Source organism: Terriglobia bacterium (genome assembly GCA_020072785.1).
In the GTDB taxonomy this organism is placed as follows: domain Bacteria; phylum Acidobacteriota; class Terriglobia; order Acidiferrales; family UBA7541; genus Acidiferrum.
Genome location: JAIQGG010000001.1, coordinates 293,812 through 311,409, shown reverse-complemented (window position 1 = coordinate 311,409; position 17,598 = coordinate 293,812). Strand labels below are relative to the sequence as shown.

General features: G+C 65.3%; 14 protein-coding genes. 5 read left to right on the top strand and 9 right to left on the bottom strand.

All coding sequences use genetic code 11. The features are described from left to right. Nucleotides 1-22 precede the first annotated feature (22 nt). On the bottom strand, nt 23-1,504 hold the full coding sequence (locus LAN61_01335) for a serine hydrolase (protein MBZ5539139.1): 1,482 nt from the start codon (nt 1,502-1,504) through the stop codon (nt 23-25). Between the two features lie 161 nt (nt 1,505-1,665). Between LAN61_01335 and LAN61_01330 the strand changes: the two genes are divergently transcribed. Next, entirely contained in the window at nt 1,666-2,439 is a 774-nt protein-coding gene (locus tag LAN61_01330; GenBank protein MBZ5539138.1) for a dimethylargininase, read from the top strand. Between the two features lie 165 nt (nt 2,440-2,604). After that, nucleotides 2,605-3,819 (top strand): PAS domain S-box protein, encoded by a 1,215-nt coding sequence (locus LAN61_01325; GenBank protein ID MBZ5539137.1) that lies wholly within the window; start codon nt 2,605-2,607, stop codon nt 3,817-3,819. Nucleotides 3,820-3,958: 139 nt separating this feature from the next. Here LAN61_01325 and LAN61_01320 read toward each other — a convergent pair whose 3' ends face one another. Further along, a complete protein-coding gene (locus tag LAN61_01320; protein MBZ5539136.1) occupies nt 3,959-4,297 on the bottom strand; it encodes an energy transducer TonB in 339 nt (112 codons plus the stop codon). Nucleotides 4,298-4,880: 583 nt separating this feature from the next. Here LAN61_01320 and LAN61_01315 point away from each other — a divergent pair. Next, a complete protein-coding gene (locus LAN61_01315) occupies nt 4,881-5,924 on the top strand; it encodes an aspartate kinase (protein MBZ5539135.1) in 1,044 nt (347 codons plus the stop codon). Beyond that, nucleotides 5,921-7,021 (top strand): aspartate-semialdehyde dehydrogenase, encoded by a 1,101-nt coding sequence (asd, locus tag LAN61_01310; protein ID MBZ5539134.1) that lies wholly within the window; start codon nt 5,921-5,923, stop codon nt 7,019-7,021. Before LAN61_01315 ends, asd begins: the two co-directional genes overlap by 4 nt. Here asd and LAN61_01305 read toward each other — a convergent pair. From LAN61_01305 to LAN61_01295, 3 genes are all read right to left on the bottom strand, one after another. Then, nucleotides 7,018-7,266, bottom strand: coding sequence for a type II toxin-antitoxin system HicA family toxin (locus LAN61_01305; protein MBZ5539133.1), 249 nt, complete (start codon nt 7,264-7,266; stop codon nt 7,018-7,020). The two genes, asd and LAN61_01305, sit on opposite strands and share 4 nt — an antisense overlap. Then, nucleotides 7,263-7,475, bottom strand: coding sequence for a 2-oxoisovalerate dehydrogenase (locus LAN61_01300; protein MBZ5539132.1), 213 nt, complete (start codon nt 7,473-7,475; stop codon nt 7,263-7,265). Before LAN61_01300 ends, LAN61_01305 begins: the two co-directional genes overlap by 4 nt. Before the next feature lie 101 nt (nt 7,476-7,576). Then, on the bottom strand, nt 7,577-8,245 hold the full coding sequence (locus tag LAN61_01295; GenBank protein MBZ5539131.1) for a hypothetical protein: 669 nt from the start codon (nt 8,243-8,245) through the stop codon (nt 7,577-7,579). A gap of 165 nt (nt 8,246-8,410) precedes the next feature. On the opposite strand from LAN61_01295, the gene LAN61_01290 reads away from it, so the two are divergent. Next, nucleotides 8,411-8,575: a hypothetical protein gene (locus LAN61_01290; protein MBZ5539130.1), complete on the top strand. Its 165-nt coding sequence runs from the start codon at nt 8,411-8,413 to the stop codon at nt 8,573-8,575. Nucleotides 8,576-8,584: 9 nt separating this feature from the next. Here the strand turns inward: LAN61_01290 and LAN61_01285 are convergent, their stop codons facing one another. The 4 genes from LAN61_01285 to LAN61_01270 all read right to left on the bottom strand — a co-directional run bounded on the left by LAN61_01285 (nt 8,585) and on the right by LAN61_01270 (nt 17,585). Further along, nucleotides 8,585-10,837, bottom strand: coding sequence for a transketolase (locus LAN61_01285; protein MBZ5539129.1), 2,253 nt, complete (start codon nt 10,835-10,837; stop codon nt 8,585-8,587). Nucleotides 10,838-11,133: 296 nt separating this feature from the next. After that, nucleotides 11,134-12,492, bottom strand: coding sequence for a tryptophanase (locus LAN61_01280; protein ID MBZ5539128.1), 1,359 nt, complete (start codon nt 12,490-12,492; stop codon nt 11,134-11,136). Nucleotides 12,493-12,566: 74 nt separating this feature from the next. Then, nucleotides 12,567-14,690, bottom strand: a complete 2,124-nt coding sequence (locus LAN61_01275) for a cytochrome b/b6 domain-containing protein (protein MBZ5539127.1) — start codon at nt 14,688-14,690, stop codon at nt 12,567-12,569. Between the two features lie 36 nt (nt 14,691-14,726). Beyond that, nucleotides 14,727-17,585: a hypothetical protein gene (locus LAN61_01270; GenBank protein MBZ5539126.1), complete on the bottom strand. Its 2,859-nt coding sequence runs from the start codon at nt 17,583-17,585 to the stop codon at nt 14,727-14,729. Between the last annotated feature and the right edge of the window lie 13 nt (nt 17,586-17,598).

Genomic DNA, 17,598 nt, shown 5'->3' with positions numbered 1-17,598 from the left:
GGATCGTTTCCGCCTTGTTTCGTCATTTTGCCTCCCGCTCTGCCGCGCTCTCACGGCGAAGGAAGATCATATCCCGTGTACGTCCGGCATCCAGCGTAAATCCGCTCACCGCCCCGTTCGCGCCGCGCCGGAAATGCAGTATGAGCGGCGCGCCGCTGGCGGCGAATTCATCGGCGGCCGTCGCACGCCAGGCGATCGGCAAAGCATGGCCGGTGCGCGGAAGCCCGGTGCGGTCCAGCACCGCCGCCAGCTTCATTTTTTCTCCGGCAAGCGCCAGCCGGTAGGTCACGCCCAGTTCTTCGCTCCAGTAATCGCCCGTGTAGGCCCGCAACTGCTCCGCAGCCAGCGCGATCTCCGGCTTCTGTTTTTCCAAGTCCTCGGCTTCCCTCTTTTCCTCTTTCGCCTTCATCAGCCCGCCGAGATAAACCTCGGCCACCTGCCGGGCGCGCTTTTCCGGATTGGCGTTGCCCACGTTGCACAGGCAGGCCACGGAAAAATGCTGCTCCGGAAAGCGCAGCAGTTCGGCCCGATAGCCGCCCCAGGAACCGCCGTGGCTCACGGTGTGCAGCGCGCGGTAGTCGCCGACGAACAGCCCTTTGGCGTACTCCAGCGCCTTGCCGCTGGCCAGCTTGCCGCGCTCCTGAATCTCCGCGAGATACGCTTTCCCGCCGATCTGCGCCGAGTAGAAATTCTCGTCCCAGCGCAGCAGGTCCTCGACCGAGGTATGCACGGCGCCGTCGCCGGTCTGCTCGAAGTAGGAAACGTCGAGCTTGTACCCGCCTTTCCCAGTGGGATCGTAGGCCAGCGCGCGCTTTGCGATCAGCGAGGTGTGGTCGTCGCGGAACTGCGTGTGGGTCATCCCCAGCGGCGTGAAGATATTCTCCGCGGCGAATTCCGCCAGCGGCTGGCCGCTCACGCGCTTCACGATCACCGAAAGCAGGAAAAATCCCGTGTTGCTGTAGAGCCAGTCGCTCCCCGGCGCGAAGTTCAGCGCCTTCTGCCGCGCGATGATGGCCAGAGCGTCCTCGTCGGTGGTCACGCTGTCGGTATTGATTCCGGCAAGCTCGAACAGCGTCAGATAATCGCGCAGCCCGCTGGTGTGATTCATCAGGTGCAGGATGGTGATTTTCCCGCCATACTCCGGCAGCTCCGGAATGTATTTGCGAACGTCGTCGTTCACGGAGAGCTTGCCCTGCTTTTCGAGGAGCAGGACGCTGGTCACGGTGAATTGCTTGGAAGTGGAGCCGATGTCGAAGACGGACTGCGGAGTGATGGGCACGCTCTGCTCGAGGTCGGCCAGGCCGTAGCCGCGCGCATAAATCATCTTTCCTTCGCGGTAGACGCCCAGTGCGCAGCCCGGCGAGCCTGGCTTGGCTACATCGGCAAACACCGCGTCCACCGCGGCATTCGCCTCCTGCTGCGCGCGCGCCGGCGGCGCCGGCGCCAGCCCCAGCACGGCACACGAAACAGCAAGCAGCTTGGGTACTACACGGCTTATCGGCATTCGATAACCTCTCTGTGCGGACCAGGCCGCACTTGCAAAAAGCAGAGTCTAGCTCCATTTGCCGCGCGCGACAATTGCGTTTCCTCCCCCGCGTTTCGGCAATTGCCTCCGGCAAATCTGGTAAAGTACGGCTGTTCCGCTTCCCTGGGAGACCCAGAACCATGCTTACCGCCATCACCCGGGCCGTCAGCCCCGCGCTCACCCGCTGCGAGCTCTCCTTCATCTCGCGCCAGCCCATTGACCTCGAAAAAGCCCGCGCGCAGCACCGCGCCTACGAGCAGCTTCTCGAGAAACTCGGCGCGCGGGTCGTCTCCCTGCCCGCCCTGCCCGATCTTCCGGACTCCATGTTCGTCGAAGACCCGGCCATCGTGCTCGACGAGCTGGCGGTGATCCTGCCCCTGGGCACGGAGTCGCGCCGCCGCGAAGCCGCCAGCCTGGCGCTGGCCCTCGCGAAGTTCCGCAAGCTCGAATATGTCCGGCTGCCCGGCATCATGGAAGGCGGCGACATCCTGCGCATCGGCCGCAAACTCTATGCCGGCCTTTCCACGCGCACCAGCACCGAAGGCCTCCGCCAACTCGCCGCCATCCTCGCCCCGCACGGCTACGAAGTCACCGCCGTGCCGGTGACCGGCTGCCTGCACCTGAAGTCCGCGGTCACCTGCCTCGGCCGCAATACCCTGCTCGCCAATCGCGCCTGGTTCGATCCCGCGCCCCTGGCCGGCTACCAGTGGATCGACGTCTCGCCGGAGGAACCCCACGCCGCCAACGCTCTGGTCCTCGGCGAAACAGTGATTTTTCCCGCCTCCTTCCCCAAAACCCAGGCGCGCATCGAGGCTCGGGGGTTCCGCGTCATCCCGCTGGACATCGCTGAACTGCAGAAGGCCGAATCCGGCCTGACCTGCTCCTGCCTGCTCTTCGACGCCCCTTCATTGTGACCAGCACTTTCCCGCTCGCCTCCGGTTGCAGGACCCATCCAAATGGCAACTGTCACGGAGTACATGCAGGACAACCGGAAGGCCGCAATCCCGGCCCTGGGTTATATTTTCCTGTAGCAAGCGGCCCAGCAGGTTACCGGGCTCTGCTGCGCGGGAAGATGCCCAATGAAGATGCCTTTGCGGTTTTCAGTGATGAACGAAGGGAACGCGCGGCGCGCGGCCGTCTACTTGGCCATCACTCTCCTCTGGCGCAGCTTGCTGGTGGTCTTTGTTGCCGAGTTCGCGGTGATGATCCTGCTCCGCTTTTTGCTGGGGCTTCCGATTGGTGTCGCAGCAGCCCTCCTCGATTGCGCCCTGCTTTCCATTTTTGTCTTGCCTGTCTTATACGTGGTTATCCTTCGCCCCGTCACCGTGATGGCTACCGAGCAGGCGGCCTCTGCCGCCGAACTGCGCTTTGATTCGATTGCCCGGATGGTGCGCGACGGCATCCTTATTTTCGGCTTCAAGCGCAAGATCCGCTTCGCCAACCCCGCGGTCGAGCAGATGTTCGGGTACGCACCGGGCTCCCTGCTCGGGGCCGATATGGAATCCTTGATGCCCGGCGACGTAGCCAAAGAGTTCCGAGAAAACATGGAACGCCAGCGAACCGGAGGCCGGAATCCTGTGATCGGGGGAGGCCCACAGGAGTTTCCCGGGAAGCGCAAGAACGGCGAGCTGTTTCTCATCGAGTTGTCGGTGGACGCCATTACGACAGCCAGCACGCAGCCTCATTTCGTCGTCGTCATCCGCGACATTACCGAGCGCCGGCGGGCGGAGGAGGCATCGCGGGAGAGTGAGCGGAAGCTGCGGCAGATTCTGGAAGCGCTGCCGGTGGCGGTGCGCATCGTGCAAGCGGGCAAAGTCGTTTTTGCCAATCCTGCCGACGCACATTTGCATGGCTACGGGAGTCCCGAGGAGGAAATCGGAGCCGCGATCTCTGCTTTTGTGGCCGAGGAAGAGCGGGACAAGGTCCTCGGATATTCCCAGGAGCGCGAGCGGGGTGGAGAAGCACCCCGGTGGCATGAGACCCGCGCCAGGCGCCGCGAGGGAACCGTCTTTCCCGTGGAGGTCACCGCCGAGCGCATCCTTTATGCGGGGGCGCCCGCCGGCCTCGTGGTAATACGCGACCTGACCGAACGGGAGCGTCTCCACATGCTCGAGCAAGTCCTGCCGGTCTGCTGCGTCTGCGGCAAAATCCGTGACGATAGCGGCGTAGAGCACGGCAAGGGCACCTGGGGCCGGCTCGATGATTACGTGGCGCGGCACTCCAATGTCCAGGTAAGCCACGGGTTTTGTCCGGAGTGCTACCGGGAGTATCGGAAGAAGGAAGGGCTTTCTTAGCCCTGCAGGAGCTTTCCCGCGACGCAGCTCTCCCGCAGCGCGCTACGCACACGGCGCTTCTGTCTCAAGAGAGAATGAATTTTAGAGCCAGGCCGGGTCGCCGCGGCACGGTTTCTCCGCGCGCGGTCCCTGGACAGCCTCAAGGATGGAAATCGAATTCCAGTGTTTGCGAGGTTTCCGCATTGCCGGGCGAAAACTTCCACCTTTGCACCGCGGAAGTCACCGCGGCCACCAGCAACGGATGCCCGCCAATCACCTTCGTGCTTTTGACCTGGCCGTTCGGCGCGATTGTCACTTCCACTTTCACCGCGCCGGACAACTGCATTCTGCGCGCCAGCTCGGGGTACTCCGGCGTGAACTTGACGATCGCTTTTCGAGCTTGCTGTCCGTAAACAGCGGTTCCGGCCAAGCTGAGCGCGAACAAGAAAGAAGCTTTCACCAACAGACTTCGCGCTTGAAAGTGGGCTTTCATCGGCAACCTTCTTCTCTGTGACCGTAGAGCGGTCAACTATTTCGCTTCCGCGTTCGGACCACGCGACTCTCGCAGGTGCAGCGTCACCGGCCGAAGCGAGGATATCTTTACTCTTTGTCACAGCATACCGGGCTGCCGCCGCCAGCCCAGCTTTTTCCGCCTTTTACGTGTTTCCAAGGAAACTGTCCGGAAGGACAGGGGCAGCGGAACGCCAGGAACAGGTTCCTCCCCCCGGCGCGGGCGGCTCCGCCTGGGGGGTAACCAGCACGCCGCGCCGCCGCCGTTGGCATTTTTTGGCCATTGCCCGCAGAGCGCGGCCCGTGCTACGCTTTTCCCCGGCATGATGACCACGTTCACGAAGCGAATTACCTCCACGAAGTCGATGTCGACTACGTCGACCACGACTACGTCGACTATTCTCGCTTCGGGCGCGTGGAGAAACAGCTAGCAACTTAGCCAAAAGTTTCGAACCCGCCGCCAGAAGCGAATCTGGCGGCGGGTTTTTCGTTTTTGCCCCCTCCAGAATCGCTCCCGCGGCAGACCCCATCGTTGACCGCTTCGCGGTCACAGAGATAGAGGAGCGGCAGTCATGAGTCTCGAGAACGCAGAGGAACTGTTCGTTGCCGGCCGCAGCTTCGCCCCGGCGGATCGGGACGAGGTGCCAGTGCGGGGCGCCGCACACCCGAACGGCGCGCTGGTCGCCTTCAAATTCGGCGGTAGCTCGGTGGCCGGCGCCGGACGTATCCGCCATGCCGCAGGCCTGGTCCGCGACGCGGCCCGAACCACCCGCGTCGCCGTGGTCGTCTCTGCGATGAAGGGCGTCACCGACCGCCTGCTGGCCGTCGCGCAATTGCTGGCCGACGGAAGCTTCGCCGCGGCGCGCCGGGAAGCTGAGGCCGTGCTCCAGCTGCATCTCGACGTCCTGCGCGATCTCCAGCTCCCGGAGGCCGGCCACGCACGCGTCCGCCGCGAGCTCCACCTGCTCGGCCGCGACCTGCTTCATGAAGTGCCGCTCCGCGGCCCTCTGGCCGCCAGCGCCGAGTTCTTCGATCGCCTGGCCTCTTTCGGCGAGCGCTTCAGCGCGCGGCTCTTCGCTGCCGCTCTGGAAAAGGCCGGCATCGCCGCGGTGCCCGTGGCCTCTTCCGATTTCGTGCTGACCTGTGACACCTTCCGCGACGCCAAACCCCATTTGCAGGAGACCCGCGAGCGCGGCCGCGCCATCCTTCTTCCGCTGCTCGAAGACGGCATCGTGCCCGTGGTCACCGGCTTCCTCGGTGCCACGCCCGACGGGCGCATCACCACGCTCGGCCGCAACAGCTCCGATTTTTCCGGCGCGCTCATCGCCCACACCCTGGACGCCGGCGAGCTCGTCATCTGGACCGACGTGGACGGCATCTTCACCGCCAATCCCCATGAGTCCGCCGAAGCGAAGCTGCTGCACGAGATGAGCTACGACGAAGCGCACGCTCTCGCCGCCAGCGGCGCCAAAGTCCTTCATCCGCACGTTCTGCCACTTGCCGAGGAGACCGAAATGACCGTCTGGGTACGCAATACCTTCAATCCGCAACTCCGCGGCACGCGCATCGGGCCTTCCGTTGCAAATGACCCGGCGCAGGCCGGAGGTGCGGCATGAACCGCGCACCCTTGGCCGCGGGACAGCGCCGCTGGCGCGCCGGAGTTCTCGGCGCCACGGGCATCGTCGGCCAGCGCCTCGTCCACCTGCTCGCGCAGCATCCCTGGTTCGAGCTGGCGGAAGTCGCCGCCTCGGAGCGCTCCTCGGGGAAGCGCTACGCGGACGCCGTGCGCTGGCATCTTACCGAGGCGATCCCGGAAGCCGCCCGCGATCTCGTTGTGAAGGACGCCGCGCCACCGCTCGCTTGCGACTTCGTCTTCTCCGGCCTCGATTCCTCCGTCGCCGGGCCCATCGAGGCAGCCTTCGCCCGCGCGGGCTATCCCGTCGTCAGCAATTCCAAGAATTACCGCATGGAGCCGGACGTTCCGCTGCTCATTCCCGAAGTGAACGCCGCGCATCTCGCCTGCATCCCGGTGCAGAAGAAAAACCGCGGCTTCGAGCGCGGCTTGCTCGTCACCAATCCCAACTGCTCGACCGCCGGCCTCGTTCTCGCGCTCAAACCGCTGGCCGCCGCTTTCGGCCTCCAGCAGGTTTTCGTGGTGACCATGCAAGCCATTTCCGGCGCCGGCTATCCCGGCGTGCCCTCGATGGACATTCTCGGCAATGTGGTCCCGTTCATCAGCGGCGAAGAAGAAAAGATGGAGACCGAGCCGCAGAAGCTGCTCGGTGCGTGGAACGGCGCGCGCTTCGTGGATTCCGCCATGTGCCTCAGCGCGCACTGCAACCGCGTCCCGGTCCTCGACGGCCACATGGAAAGCGTCTCGGTCCAGCTGAAGAAGAAGGCTTCCGTGGAGGAGGTGCGCGACGTGTTGCGCTCGTTCGAAGTCGACGCCGAGCTGGCGTCACTCCCCAGTGCCGTGCGCCGCCCCATCGTCGTCCTCGACGAACCCGACCGCCCGCAGCCCCGCCGCGACTCCGGCGCCGGCAACGGCATGGCCGCTGTCGTCGGCCGCGTCCGCCCGTGCCCCTTGCTCGACGTGAAATTCACCGTGCTCTCGCACAACCTCGTGCGCGGTGCCGCCGGTGCCGCCCTGCTCAACGCCGAGCTCCTCGCCGCCCGCGGCCTCCTCGACGGCAAGAAACCGGCTAGGCCCTAGCCGCCAAAGAGCTCTTTCGCGACTTGTTCTTTTGTGCTTTCCAGGTAGATGGCCACTTCGGAAAGAATTGTACTCAACGTGCCGAGCTTCAATTGATGATGTGCGGGGACGGTGACGTGGTGCTGGTGACCTTTGCGGTTGGACGTAAGGCGCAGGTGGCTTCCGGTCTGCCGGCTCACTTCATAGCCGAACTTCTGCAAGAGGTGCGCGAGTTCCTGACCCGAAAGGTCGCGCGGAAGCTTCAAGCCGGAATCACCTCATCCTTGACCATGTGCAGCCGGATGACGTGCGGCTTCTTTCCCTCGTCGAAGTGGCAGGCCACGGCATCGCGCACCATCGTGCGCAATGCTTCCAGCGTTTCCGCCTGCGTGAAGATCGCATGGCCCAGAGCACGCGCCGTGTAGCCGCCTTCAGGGGCTTCTTCCACAGTAAAGATGACTTCCTGGTCGGCCATATACTGCCTCGCTCCGGGCATTATCCCACAATTTCAAGCGCTGGAACGATTCTGCGGCATCCAGCCACTGCGGTCATCCATAGGGTTCCAGCGGAGGCTGCTCAAGCGATGATTTGCGTCTTACATTCGCGTCCGCCGGCGTACTTTTCCAGCAGTTCGGTCATTCGCTGCGCCCAGCGGTCCAATCCTTCCGTCCCGCCAAAGGAAACGATCACCGCGAGGACCTGCTTCGTTTCCGCCGTAACCATGGTGCGCTCCGAATCGCTCGTCGGGCTGCCGTGCGGCCCCTGCGCGTCGGCGAACACCGGCAACCCCTCCAGGTTCAGGTCGTACTTGCCGATGCCTTTGTAGGTCTCCCCGGCGCGGCCCGCGCGAAATACTACCTCGCCCGCGATGTGCGCCAAATCGTACAATCCGACCGAGTAGCGGCTCTCCACCGACACCAGATTGATCACGTCCACCACGGCGTTGATCCGCGGCAATCCCTTGCCCGCAATCACCCGCCGCAGCAGCGCCTCCGCCGACCCGCGATACCGCGCCGGATCTTTCCCCAATGCCTTATACCCCGCGCGCGTGGCCGCAATCTGCGCCGCCTCCAGCACCGCGCGCGGCTCCGGCAGCTTCGCGATCTTCTCCTCGATCGCCTGCAACTCTTCCGCCAGCGCCGCGGGCGCTTCCCCCGCTGTCACCTGCGCCGTCACGCACCCCAGCGCCGCCCGCGGGCATTTCGTTTTCAATCCGGCATCGATGGTCACTTGCGTCGCGCTCATGCTGCACTCCCCGGAACCGCTGTACTCTCTCTCTGCAGCGCACGTTTCCCGGCGCAAGGAGAGCCGTCCTGAGTCTAACCATTCGCGTCTCTTCCGACTACGTCTGACCCTTCTGTTTTCTGGCGGAGGCTCCGCTGGAGGAAGCCGCCCGCGTACGGCCACGGAGTGTTCCAATCGCTTTTTCAGGAGGAGCAGGACATCGGCGGCGCAGAAGTGCTCACGCGCATCGCCGGCCGGGACGCAGCCGGTTTTCGCCGCGCCCTGGAAGCCCGAGCCTATGTTGACCGCTTCGCGGTCACAGAAATGGAGGAATCGGAACGCAGCGAATGATCCTCGCCCTCAGCAGAGCACCGTGCTCTCCCGGCACTCCCGGCAGAAGCAGGTGTAGTTCTCGTTGATGCGCGCCCACTGCACGTGGCACTGGATGCACAGCTCCGGCGCGCGCCGCTGGCAGTCCGCGCAGTCTTCCCCCGCCGGCTGCAGAAATTCACTCGCCAGCTCGCTCACGGTAATGGCTGCGCCGCAGCGCGCGCACTGAAACGTTGCTTCCTCGCGCTCCGCGGCGTCCAGCGATTCCTGCATCTGTTCCAGCAGCTCGGTCACGCGCCGCGCGAGATGTTCGCCGGTCAGGCCGAAGCTCTGCACCAGCTCCCAGGGCTTTCCGGATACCCCGAAACGGTCCGCGACGCCCACCATGGCCAGCTGCAGCGGCAGCCGGAAATCCGCGCGGTGCCGCAGCATGGCGCCGGCCACGAGGTTCCCGAAGCCGCCCGTCTGGTGCTCTTCCGCCGTCACCACCACCTGCGTCTCCTCCGCGGCGCGCGCCAGCGTGGCCACGTCCAGCGGCTTCACCGTGTGCACGTTCACCACCCGCGTCTCCATCCCATACTCTTCCTTCAGCAGCCAGGCGGCGCGCATCGCTTCCGCCACCATCGGCCCGCAGGCCACGATCGTAGCGTCCTCCCCTTCGTTCTTGTACTCCGGCCCCGCAATGGTTTCGAAGGCGTCCAGAAAGCGCGGCTGCGCCCCGCGGTAGCGGATGACGTTGGCGACGCCGAAGCGGTACGGCGTTTCCGCCGTGCTCACCACCGGCGTGGCCTCGCGCGCAAAACGCAGGTAGCACGGCCCCGCCACTTCTAGCAGGCAATGCCGCGTGGCCTTTTCCGTCTCCACGGAATCGCATGGCACCGCCACGTGCATGTTCGGCAGGATGCTCATCAGCGAAATCTCTTCCAGCGACTGGTGCGTGGCCCCGTCCGGCCCCACGGAGATCCCGCCGTGCGCCCCGGCGATCTTCACGTTCAGATTCGAATAGCAGATGGTCGTGCGGATCTGATCCCAGGCGCGCCCGGAGGCGAATACGCCGTAGGTTCCGGTCACCGGGATCAGCCCTTCCCGCGCCAGCCCCGCGGCCACGCTCATCATGTTCTGTTCCGCGATGCCCACGCTGAAGACGCGGTTCTTGCGCTCCGGATGCTTGGCCTCGAAATCCGTGATGCGGATCGATCCGGAGATGTCCGCGTGCAGCGTCACCACCCGCGGATCTTCCCCGGCGCGCTCCAGCCCGCGCCCGAATCCCATGCGCGTCGGGTCCATCTCCGCTTTCATCGCTTGGCCCGCGTTCCACCAGTAGTCCCGGCTGAACTTGGGCACGCTGTCCTTGGCCTCCTGCGCCACGCGGCGCGCATTTTCCGCCGCGCGCGCCAGCAGCGCCTCCACCCGCGCGCGCGGAAACTCCGGCGCGAGCAGCTCGGGCAGCGCCCGTTCGAACTGCTCCTTGTTCGGCGCCACGCCGTGCCAGCCCGCCTCATTCTCCATGAACGAGACGCCTTTGCCCTTCACCGTGTTCGCGAGAATCACCGTCGGACGCCCCTCGACCGCCCGCGCCGACTCAAACGCCCGCAGAATTCCCTCCATGTCGTGCCCGTCGATCTCCATCACGTTCCAGCCGAACGCCGCATACTTTTCCGCCAGCGGCTCCACGTTCATCACATCCTTCACCCAGCCGTCGATTTGCAGCCGGTTCCGGTCCACGATGGCGCAGAGATTGTCCAGTCGGTGATGCGCCGCGGCCATGGCCGCTTCCCAGATGCTCCCCTCCTGCTGCTCGCCGTCGCCCATTAGCGCATACACGCGGTAGCCGCTGCCGCGCAGCTTTCCCGCCAGCGCATCGCCCACCGCCGCGCCCAGCCCCTGCCCCAGCGACCCGCTGGAAATCTCCACGCCCGGCACCTTCAGCCAGTTGGGATGGCCTTCGAATCCCGAGCCCAGCTGCCGCAGCAGCACCACATCGTCCAGCGGGAAATAGCCCGCCCGCCCCAGCGCCACGTACAGCGCCGGCGCCTTGTGTCCCGCGGACCAGAAGACGCGGTCACGCTCCGCCCAGTTGGGATCGCCGGGATCGTGATTCAGCACGCGCAGGTATAATGCCGCGGCAAGGTCCATCACCGAGAGCGTGCCGCCCGGATGACCCGATCCCGCGGCATAGATGCTCACCAGGTTCATGGCGCGCATTTCCGCAGCCGCCGCCTGCAACTCCTGCACACTCAAGCGCGGTCCGCGCTGCCCTTGGTGCTTCTCGAGCGGATTCATGTGCAAATCTCCTTAACTGTGCCGATTGGGCGAGAACACTCACCCTTTGCGCCGATTCGCCCTGCCCGCACTTCTGGGGTGAGTGCCGCGCCCGGACAATGGGCTTTCCCAATTTCAGATAAGCCTTTGTCCATCAGTAGGTTGCGTCCGCTCGGAAGTGTCGGCGAGACGTCCGGGAGGCTGCAACCCATCCCAGGGGGGTGGCGACGAGCACTCACCTCAGTTTCTTCTAATGCACGGGGAAGGCCAGAACGGCCGGCCTTGCCGCAGCTTCCCCAAAGTTTTATCCGCGTCCGTCATCCCGCCAGCGGCCGCAGTCGCGCCGTGAAGTGCCGCAGAAACGGCGCCTGCTGCGTCACCTCATAGCCGCGGATCTCCCCGCGCCGCCGCCACACGTCCAGGATCACTTCCACCACGTACTCGATGTGGCTCTGTGTGTACACGCGCCGCGGAATCGCCAGGCGCACCAGATCCATCGTGGCGTGCTCGCCAAACATCAGCCGCCCGATCTCCACGGAACGGATCCCGCCTTCCAGATACAGCTCCACCGCCAGGGCCACGCCCGGAAACTGCTCCAGCGGAATGTGCGGCAGAAACGCCCGCGCATCCAGGTAAATCGCATGGCCGCCCGGCGGCTGCATAATGGGCACGCCCTCGCTGGCGATGTGGTTGCCAAGAAAGGCCGTGGACGCGATGCGGTATTTCAGGTACACCTCTTCCAGCGCCTCGTTCAAACCCACGGCAATCGCTTCCAGGTCCCGCCCGGCCAGCCCGCCGTAGGTGGGAAAGCCTTCCGTGAGGATGAGCAGGTCTTTCTCCTGCTGCGCCAGGAGGTCATCGTTGGTGCACAGGAAACCGCCGATATTCGCCAGGCCGTCCTTTTTCGCGGACATGGTGCAGCCGTCGGCAAGGGAAAACATCTCCTGGGCGATCGCCCGCGGCGTTTTCTCCGCGTAGCCTGGCTCGCGCAGCTTGATGAAGTAGGCGTTTTCCGCGAAGCGGCAGGCGTCGATATACAGCGGAATGCCGTGCCACGCGCAGATCTCCTTCACCGCGCGGATGTTGGCCATCGAGACGGGTTGCCCGCCGCCGGAATTGTTGGTCACCGTGAGCATCACCAGCGGAATGCGCTTCGCGCCCACGCGCGCGATGGTTTCCGTGAGCTTGGCCGTATCCATGTTGCCCTTGAAGGGCAGCACCCGCGCCGGCTCCTTCGCTTCCGGGATCGGCAGGTCCAGCGCCTCCGCTCCGGCGTATTCGCAGTTCGCCCGCGTGGTGTCGAAATGCGTGTTATTGGGCACCACGTCGCCCTTCTTGCACATCACCGTGAACAAAATCCGTTCCGCCGCGCGCCCCTGGTGCGTCGGGATCACATGCCGGAAGCCGAAGATCCCCTGCACCGATTCGCGGAAGCGCCCGAAGCTCGAAGAGCCTGCATAGCTTTCGTCGCCGCGCATCATCGCCGCCCACTGCTCCGTGGACATCGCCGACGTTCCCGAATCCGTCAGCAGATCGATCAGGATCGCGTCCGCCGCCACTAAAAACAGGTTGTAACCCGCCGCTTCGATCAGCCGCCGCCGCTCTTCCCGCGTCGTGCCGTGGATCGCCTCGATGCTCTTGATGCGAAAGGGTTCAATGATCGTTCGAATGGCCATGTGGCGATGCTCTCCCAGCCGCAGACACTAGCACATCCGCCTTGGGCATGATGTCCGGAAACGAAAACTTCGGCCTATCCCTGTTCCGGCGGGTTCTTCACTTCCTCCGGCTCCGTCTCCGCAGCCGCTGCGGGTTCCGCCGGACCAGAAGGGTTGCGCACCAGCCCCGCGGCCATCAGCGCGCGGTAGTAGCCCGGCCGCGTGTGGCGGTAATGCTCCGCGGGAACCTTGCCGTGCAGCCACGCGAGGTCCATGGGATAGACCACCGGGTCGAAGATGACCATGTAGAAGTGCCACAGCAGAATCGAGAACGTGGCCAGCAGCGCCTCGTAGAAGTGCACCGCCGTGGCCGCATCCAGCACCCACTTCGGGAAATAGCGCAGCGTGAAGTTGTTAAACCACAGCACAAGGCCCGAGAACGTCATCACCGCCGTACCCCACAGAAACGCCCAGTATTCCATCTTCTCCGCGTAATTGAATTTCGTGAATTTCGGCTCTTCCGTGGTCAGGCCCCGGTTGTAGCGGAAGACGTCCACGAGATCGGTGAAGTCCCGGAAGCGCGGCAGCATGGCCTTCAGGAAGGCGCGGTCGCGCCGGTTCACCGCCAGGTGCACGCAGTGGTACAGCGTCGCCGCCACCAGCACCACCGCCGCCAGCCGGTGCAGCGTGCCGCGAAAGGCCACGTGGCTCTCCCACAGCAGCAGCGGCTGCGCCCACCATTTTCCGGGATACTTGAGTGCGAACCCCGTGAGCACCAGCGTCGGGAAGCTGAGCATCACTCCCCAGTGCGCCACGCGAAAGTAGAAATTCATGCGCAGCGCCTGCTGCGGGCCCTCGTGCCGCGGGCGCCGCCGCACCAGTTTCGACAGCAGGTCCACTCCGTTGTGCGCCACCATGAATCCCAGCGTCAGCGGGATCAGCACCCAGTAGATCCAACGGATCCACTGCACCACCGGATGTGCCGGCCCGCTTCCCGTCTGCACGTGCACCGGCCCGATCGCGAATTTTTCCCCCGCGCCCGCGTGGCAGTGGCCGCAAGTTTTCGCCAGGTTCGCGGGATTCACCGTGGAGCGCGGATCGCTCGAGCGGAAGATATCGTGCACGCCGTGGCACGACGAGCAGTTGGCCACCGTCTGCGAGCCCTGGCGCATGGCCAGCCCGTGGAAGCTGTCGGCATACGACGGCACGCGGTCCCTCGCCAGGTTGTAGCGCTCGGCCAGGCGCTCGTCGCTGTGGCACCGCGCGCACGTATCCATCGACACCCGCGCCGCGTTCACCAGCGACCCCGCATCCAGCGGAGAAAGAATGTTGTGCTCGCCGTGGCAATCCGTGCACACCGGAGCGTCGCGCACCCCCGCCTGCATGGCCTGCCCGTGGACACTCGCCAGATAGCTCTTCGCGATGGCGCTGTGGCACCGTCCGCAGGTAGCCACCACGTTCCAGTGGTTGATCGGCGCGCGCGCCTCGCGCCCCGCCGCGATGCCGTGGCTGCCGTGGCAATCCGAGCAGCTTGCCGCGTTCTTCCCGGCCTGCACCGCGCGCGCGTGCACGCTATGCCGGTAGGCTTCCACGGGATGCGCTAAGGGAATCTGGTGCCGTGAGAGAAACTCCTTGTTGCTGTGGCACTTGGCGCAGGTGTCCGGCAGATTCTTCTTCGCCACTGGCGCGCCCGCTTCGCTGAAAGCCAGTATCCGGTGGACCGCTCCGTGGCAGCTCGCGCATCCCGGCGCGTCCGGATCGCCGGACTTCGCCGCCCGCCCGTGCGCGCTTTCCTGCAGCTCGCGGACTTCTTGCCGATGACATTCCGCGCACTTCCCCGGCGCCACCTGGGCCCCCGCCGCCAGTTCGTGCACATCGCCATGGCAGGATCGGCAGGCCTGCCCGCCCAGCAGGCCGTGTATGCTTTTGGGCACGTCGGAGCTTTCCTCGGCGTGGCACGTCGCGCATTTCACCCGCGGGACCTTCGCTGGATGCGGATACTCGCGCAGCGTCGTGTGGCAGTCCCGGCACGCCAGGATGCCGTGCATGCTGGCCCGGTGCTTGGCCGGATCGACGGAAATGTTTCTTCCGCCCTCGGTCTTCATTCCCGCCTGGCCGTGGCACTCCAGGCAGGCCTGGTCCTCTTTTTCCCCGGCCGCCGTGCCCGCCGCCAGGATCAGCACGCTCACGACCAGCGCCGCTATTCGCATTGCGCGCATCTCAGCACCTTCCTCCGCCGCCCATCGCCGCCTCCCCTAGCGGTACGCGAACAGCATCGCGTAAACGATCCACAGCACGATGCTGAAGCCCGTCGCCAGCGCCATCCACGCGAACGCGCGGATCGTCTGAATGACGATCGGCGGATACGCCACGTCCATTTTTTCCTCGAGCTTGCCGCTGGCCACCAGGGCCTCGTAGTCCCGCGGCTTGTCCCGCCGCAACTCCTCGAGCGGCATGCGCCCCGTGAAGATGGTGATGTCCATGGGGAACTTCTCCGGCCGCAGGTGCGTGTTGAAGAAGTGCACGGTGAAGATGAAGCCCGTAGCCAGCAGGGCCTCGTCGCTGTGAATGATGGTGGCGACGTTGATGAACGAGCCCGGCAGCAGCCGCGTGAAGAGCACCGGGAACCACAGGCTGAGGCCCGTCAAGCCGATGATGGCGATCCCCCAGAACACCGCGAAGTAATCGAATTTCTCCCAGTAGGTCCAGCGGCCGTAGGCGGGCCGCGGCCCCAGCCCCACGAACCACTTCAGCGTCCCCGCGAATTCGGCGAGATCCCGCCGCGTGGGCAGCATGGTGTTCGGTCCCAGCAGCAGCGCGCGCCACGAGCCGTACTCCCGCCTCTTCAAGCGCAGCAGGTCCGCCAAGTGTGTGACGAAAATCCCGAACATCACCACGGCCGCGGCCCGGTGGATGTACCCCGCGGTCTGGAACCCGCCCAGCAGCCGCGACAGCACCACCGCCCAGCCGGTGTAGGAAAACTTCAGCGTCAGACCGGTCAGCGCCAGGCTCATGAAGCTTACGATCATGCCCGTGTGCATGATCCGGTGCAGCCGGGTGAAGCGCACGAACTGCCGCTCTTGTGCCTCGCCCCCCGCCGGTGCCGCACCCTCCGCTCCCGCCAACCGCGCCTTGGCCGCTTGCGCGGCGCGCAATTCGCGGCGCATCTGGAATGCGCGCGGCAGCCAGAGCAGCGTATGCAGGCCGCTGACCACGAACGTGCCCACCAGCAGCGCCGTCATTCCCCAGAACGCGAAAAAGAGGAAGGGATACTTGCGGGGATCGTGGTGCGTGGCGTGCGTCAGATATCCGGCGAAGCGGCGGGTGGCGCCGGGGTGGCACTTCTGGCAGGTGGCCACCACGTTGGCGCGGCTCAGCCGCGAGCGCGGGTCGGTCACCGCGAGGACGTCGTGCGCGCCGTGGCAGTCGTAGCACTTCGCCGTCTTGGTATAGCCGAGCCGCGACACTTTTCCGTGATAGGTGTCGAAGTAGGTCTTGGCAATGGCCTCATGGCAGCGCCCGCACTTGGCCATGATGTCCAGCTTGAAGGCATCCTCATCCGCGCGGCGGATGGAGTGCGCGGTGTGGCAGTCGCTGCAGACCGGCAGATCCTTGCCCGGCTTCCCCGGTCCCCGGGCATGAATGCTTTTCTCGAATTCCTCCTCGATGCCGTGGTGGCAGCGCCCGCAGGTGGTCGGCACATTGGCGGCGTTGACGCTCGATTCGGGGTCGGAGCGCGGCAGGACATGATGCGCCGTGTGGCAGCTGGTGCAGGTCGCGGTCACCGTCAAGCCGCTCTTCAGCAGCCCCTTGCCGTGAATGCTCTCCGTGTAGTGTTCGAGGATCTCGTGCTGGCGTCCGGTGTAGCGCTCGGCGGCCTTCTGCCCCTCGCGGTGGCACTGCCCGCAGAGCCGCGGAATGTTGGTCGCGAACGTCGGCGACTGCGGATTAATCTTGCCCAGCACGCCGTGCGTCCCGTGACACTCCTTGCAAGTCGGCGCATTGGAATCATTCTTGGCGAGAAGCTGCCCGTGGGTGCTCCTCTGGTACTGCTTGCCGATTTCGTCGTGGCAGGCGGTGCAGTCCACCTTGTGCGTGATCGTCTCGCAGGGCCGCACGCGCGAGGCGTTCACCTCCGAGTGGCACTGGCTGCAAGCCACCGTCGCGTGCCGCGAGCCCGCCAGCTCCGTGACGCTCACGTAGAGCGACAACCCGTCCCGCGCGCGTTTCAGCCGCTCGTTCGCGTGGCAGCGCAGACAGTCGGCGTCGGCCATGCCCTGCAGGTAGAAAACTTTCCGGATCTTGTGCGGCTGGTGGCAGTCCACGCAGGCCGGCAGGACGTGCGCTTCCTTCTCCCACAGCTCTCCCTTGATCGTCTTGCGGTGCACCTCCTCGATCTGCGCGTGGCACCGCGTGCAGGTCGCCGCAATGTTTCGCCGGGCGATGGAAGAGTCGGGATCCGTGTGCGGCAGAATCAAGTGCGCCGTGTGGCAGGTGGCGCAGTTGGGCGCGACCACCAGTCCCTTCTTGAGCAGGCCTTCCCCGTGAATGCTTTCGGAATAGTTTTCCAGGATGTTCTGCTGCGGGATAGGACGGTTGCGCTGCACCGGCGTACCTTCGCGGTGGCACCGTCCGCACACAAACGGCACCTTCAGCGGCGCCACCGCCGACTGCCGGTCTTTCACTGGAAGAATGTCATGGTTGCCGTGACAGTCTTTGCAGCGCGGCGCCAGCGGGTCGCCGCGGGCTACTGCTTTGCCGTGCAGCGAGCGCGCATGCTGCTCCTGCTCGGTGGCATGGCAGGTGCCGCAGTTCACCCGCGCCAGCGGCACACCGTGCGGCAGGTCCTTGCCTTCCAGGTCGGCGTGGCAGCCGGTGCACCCCAGGCTGCCGTGCACCGAGGCGGAAAACATCCTGGCGTCCACGTACAACGAGACCGTCTTGCCGGCCCGTTTCGTGGTCGCGCCTTTATCGCCGTGGCAGGTCAGGCATTCCCCGCCCGGCGCGGAGTCTGCGGCGCGCGCCGGGAAAGGCGGGTAAAACAACAATCCGGCGAGGACGAGGGCGACCCCGCCCGCCCACCGCAGAATCCGCTGCGCCTTCGTTTCCAGCACGATTGGACTTTCC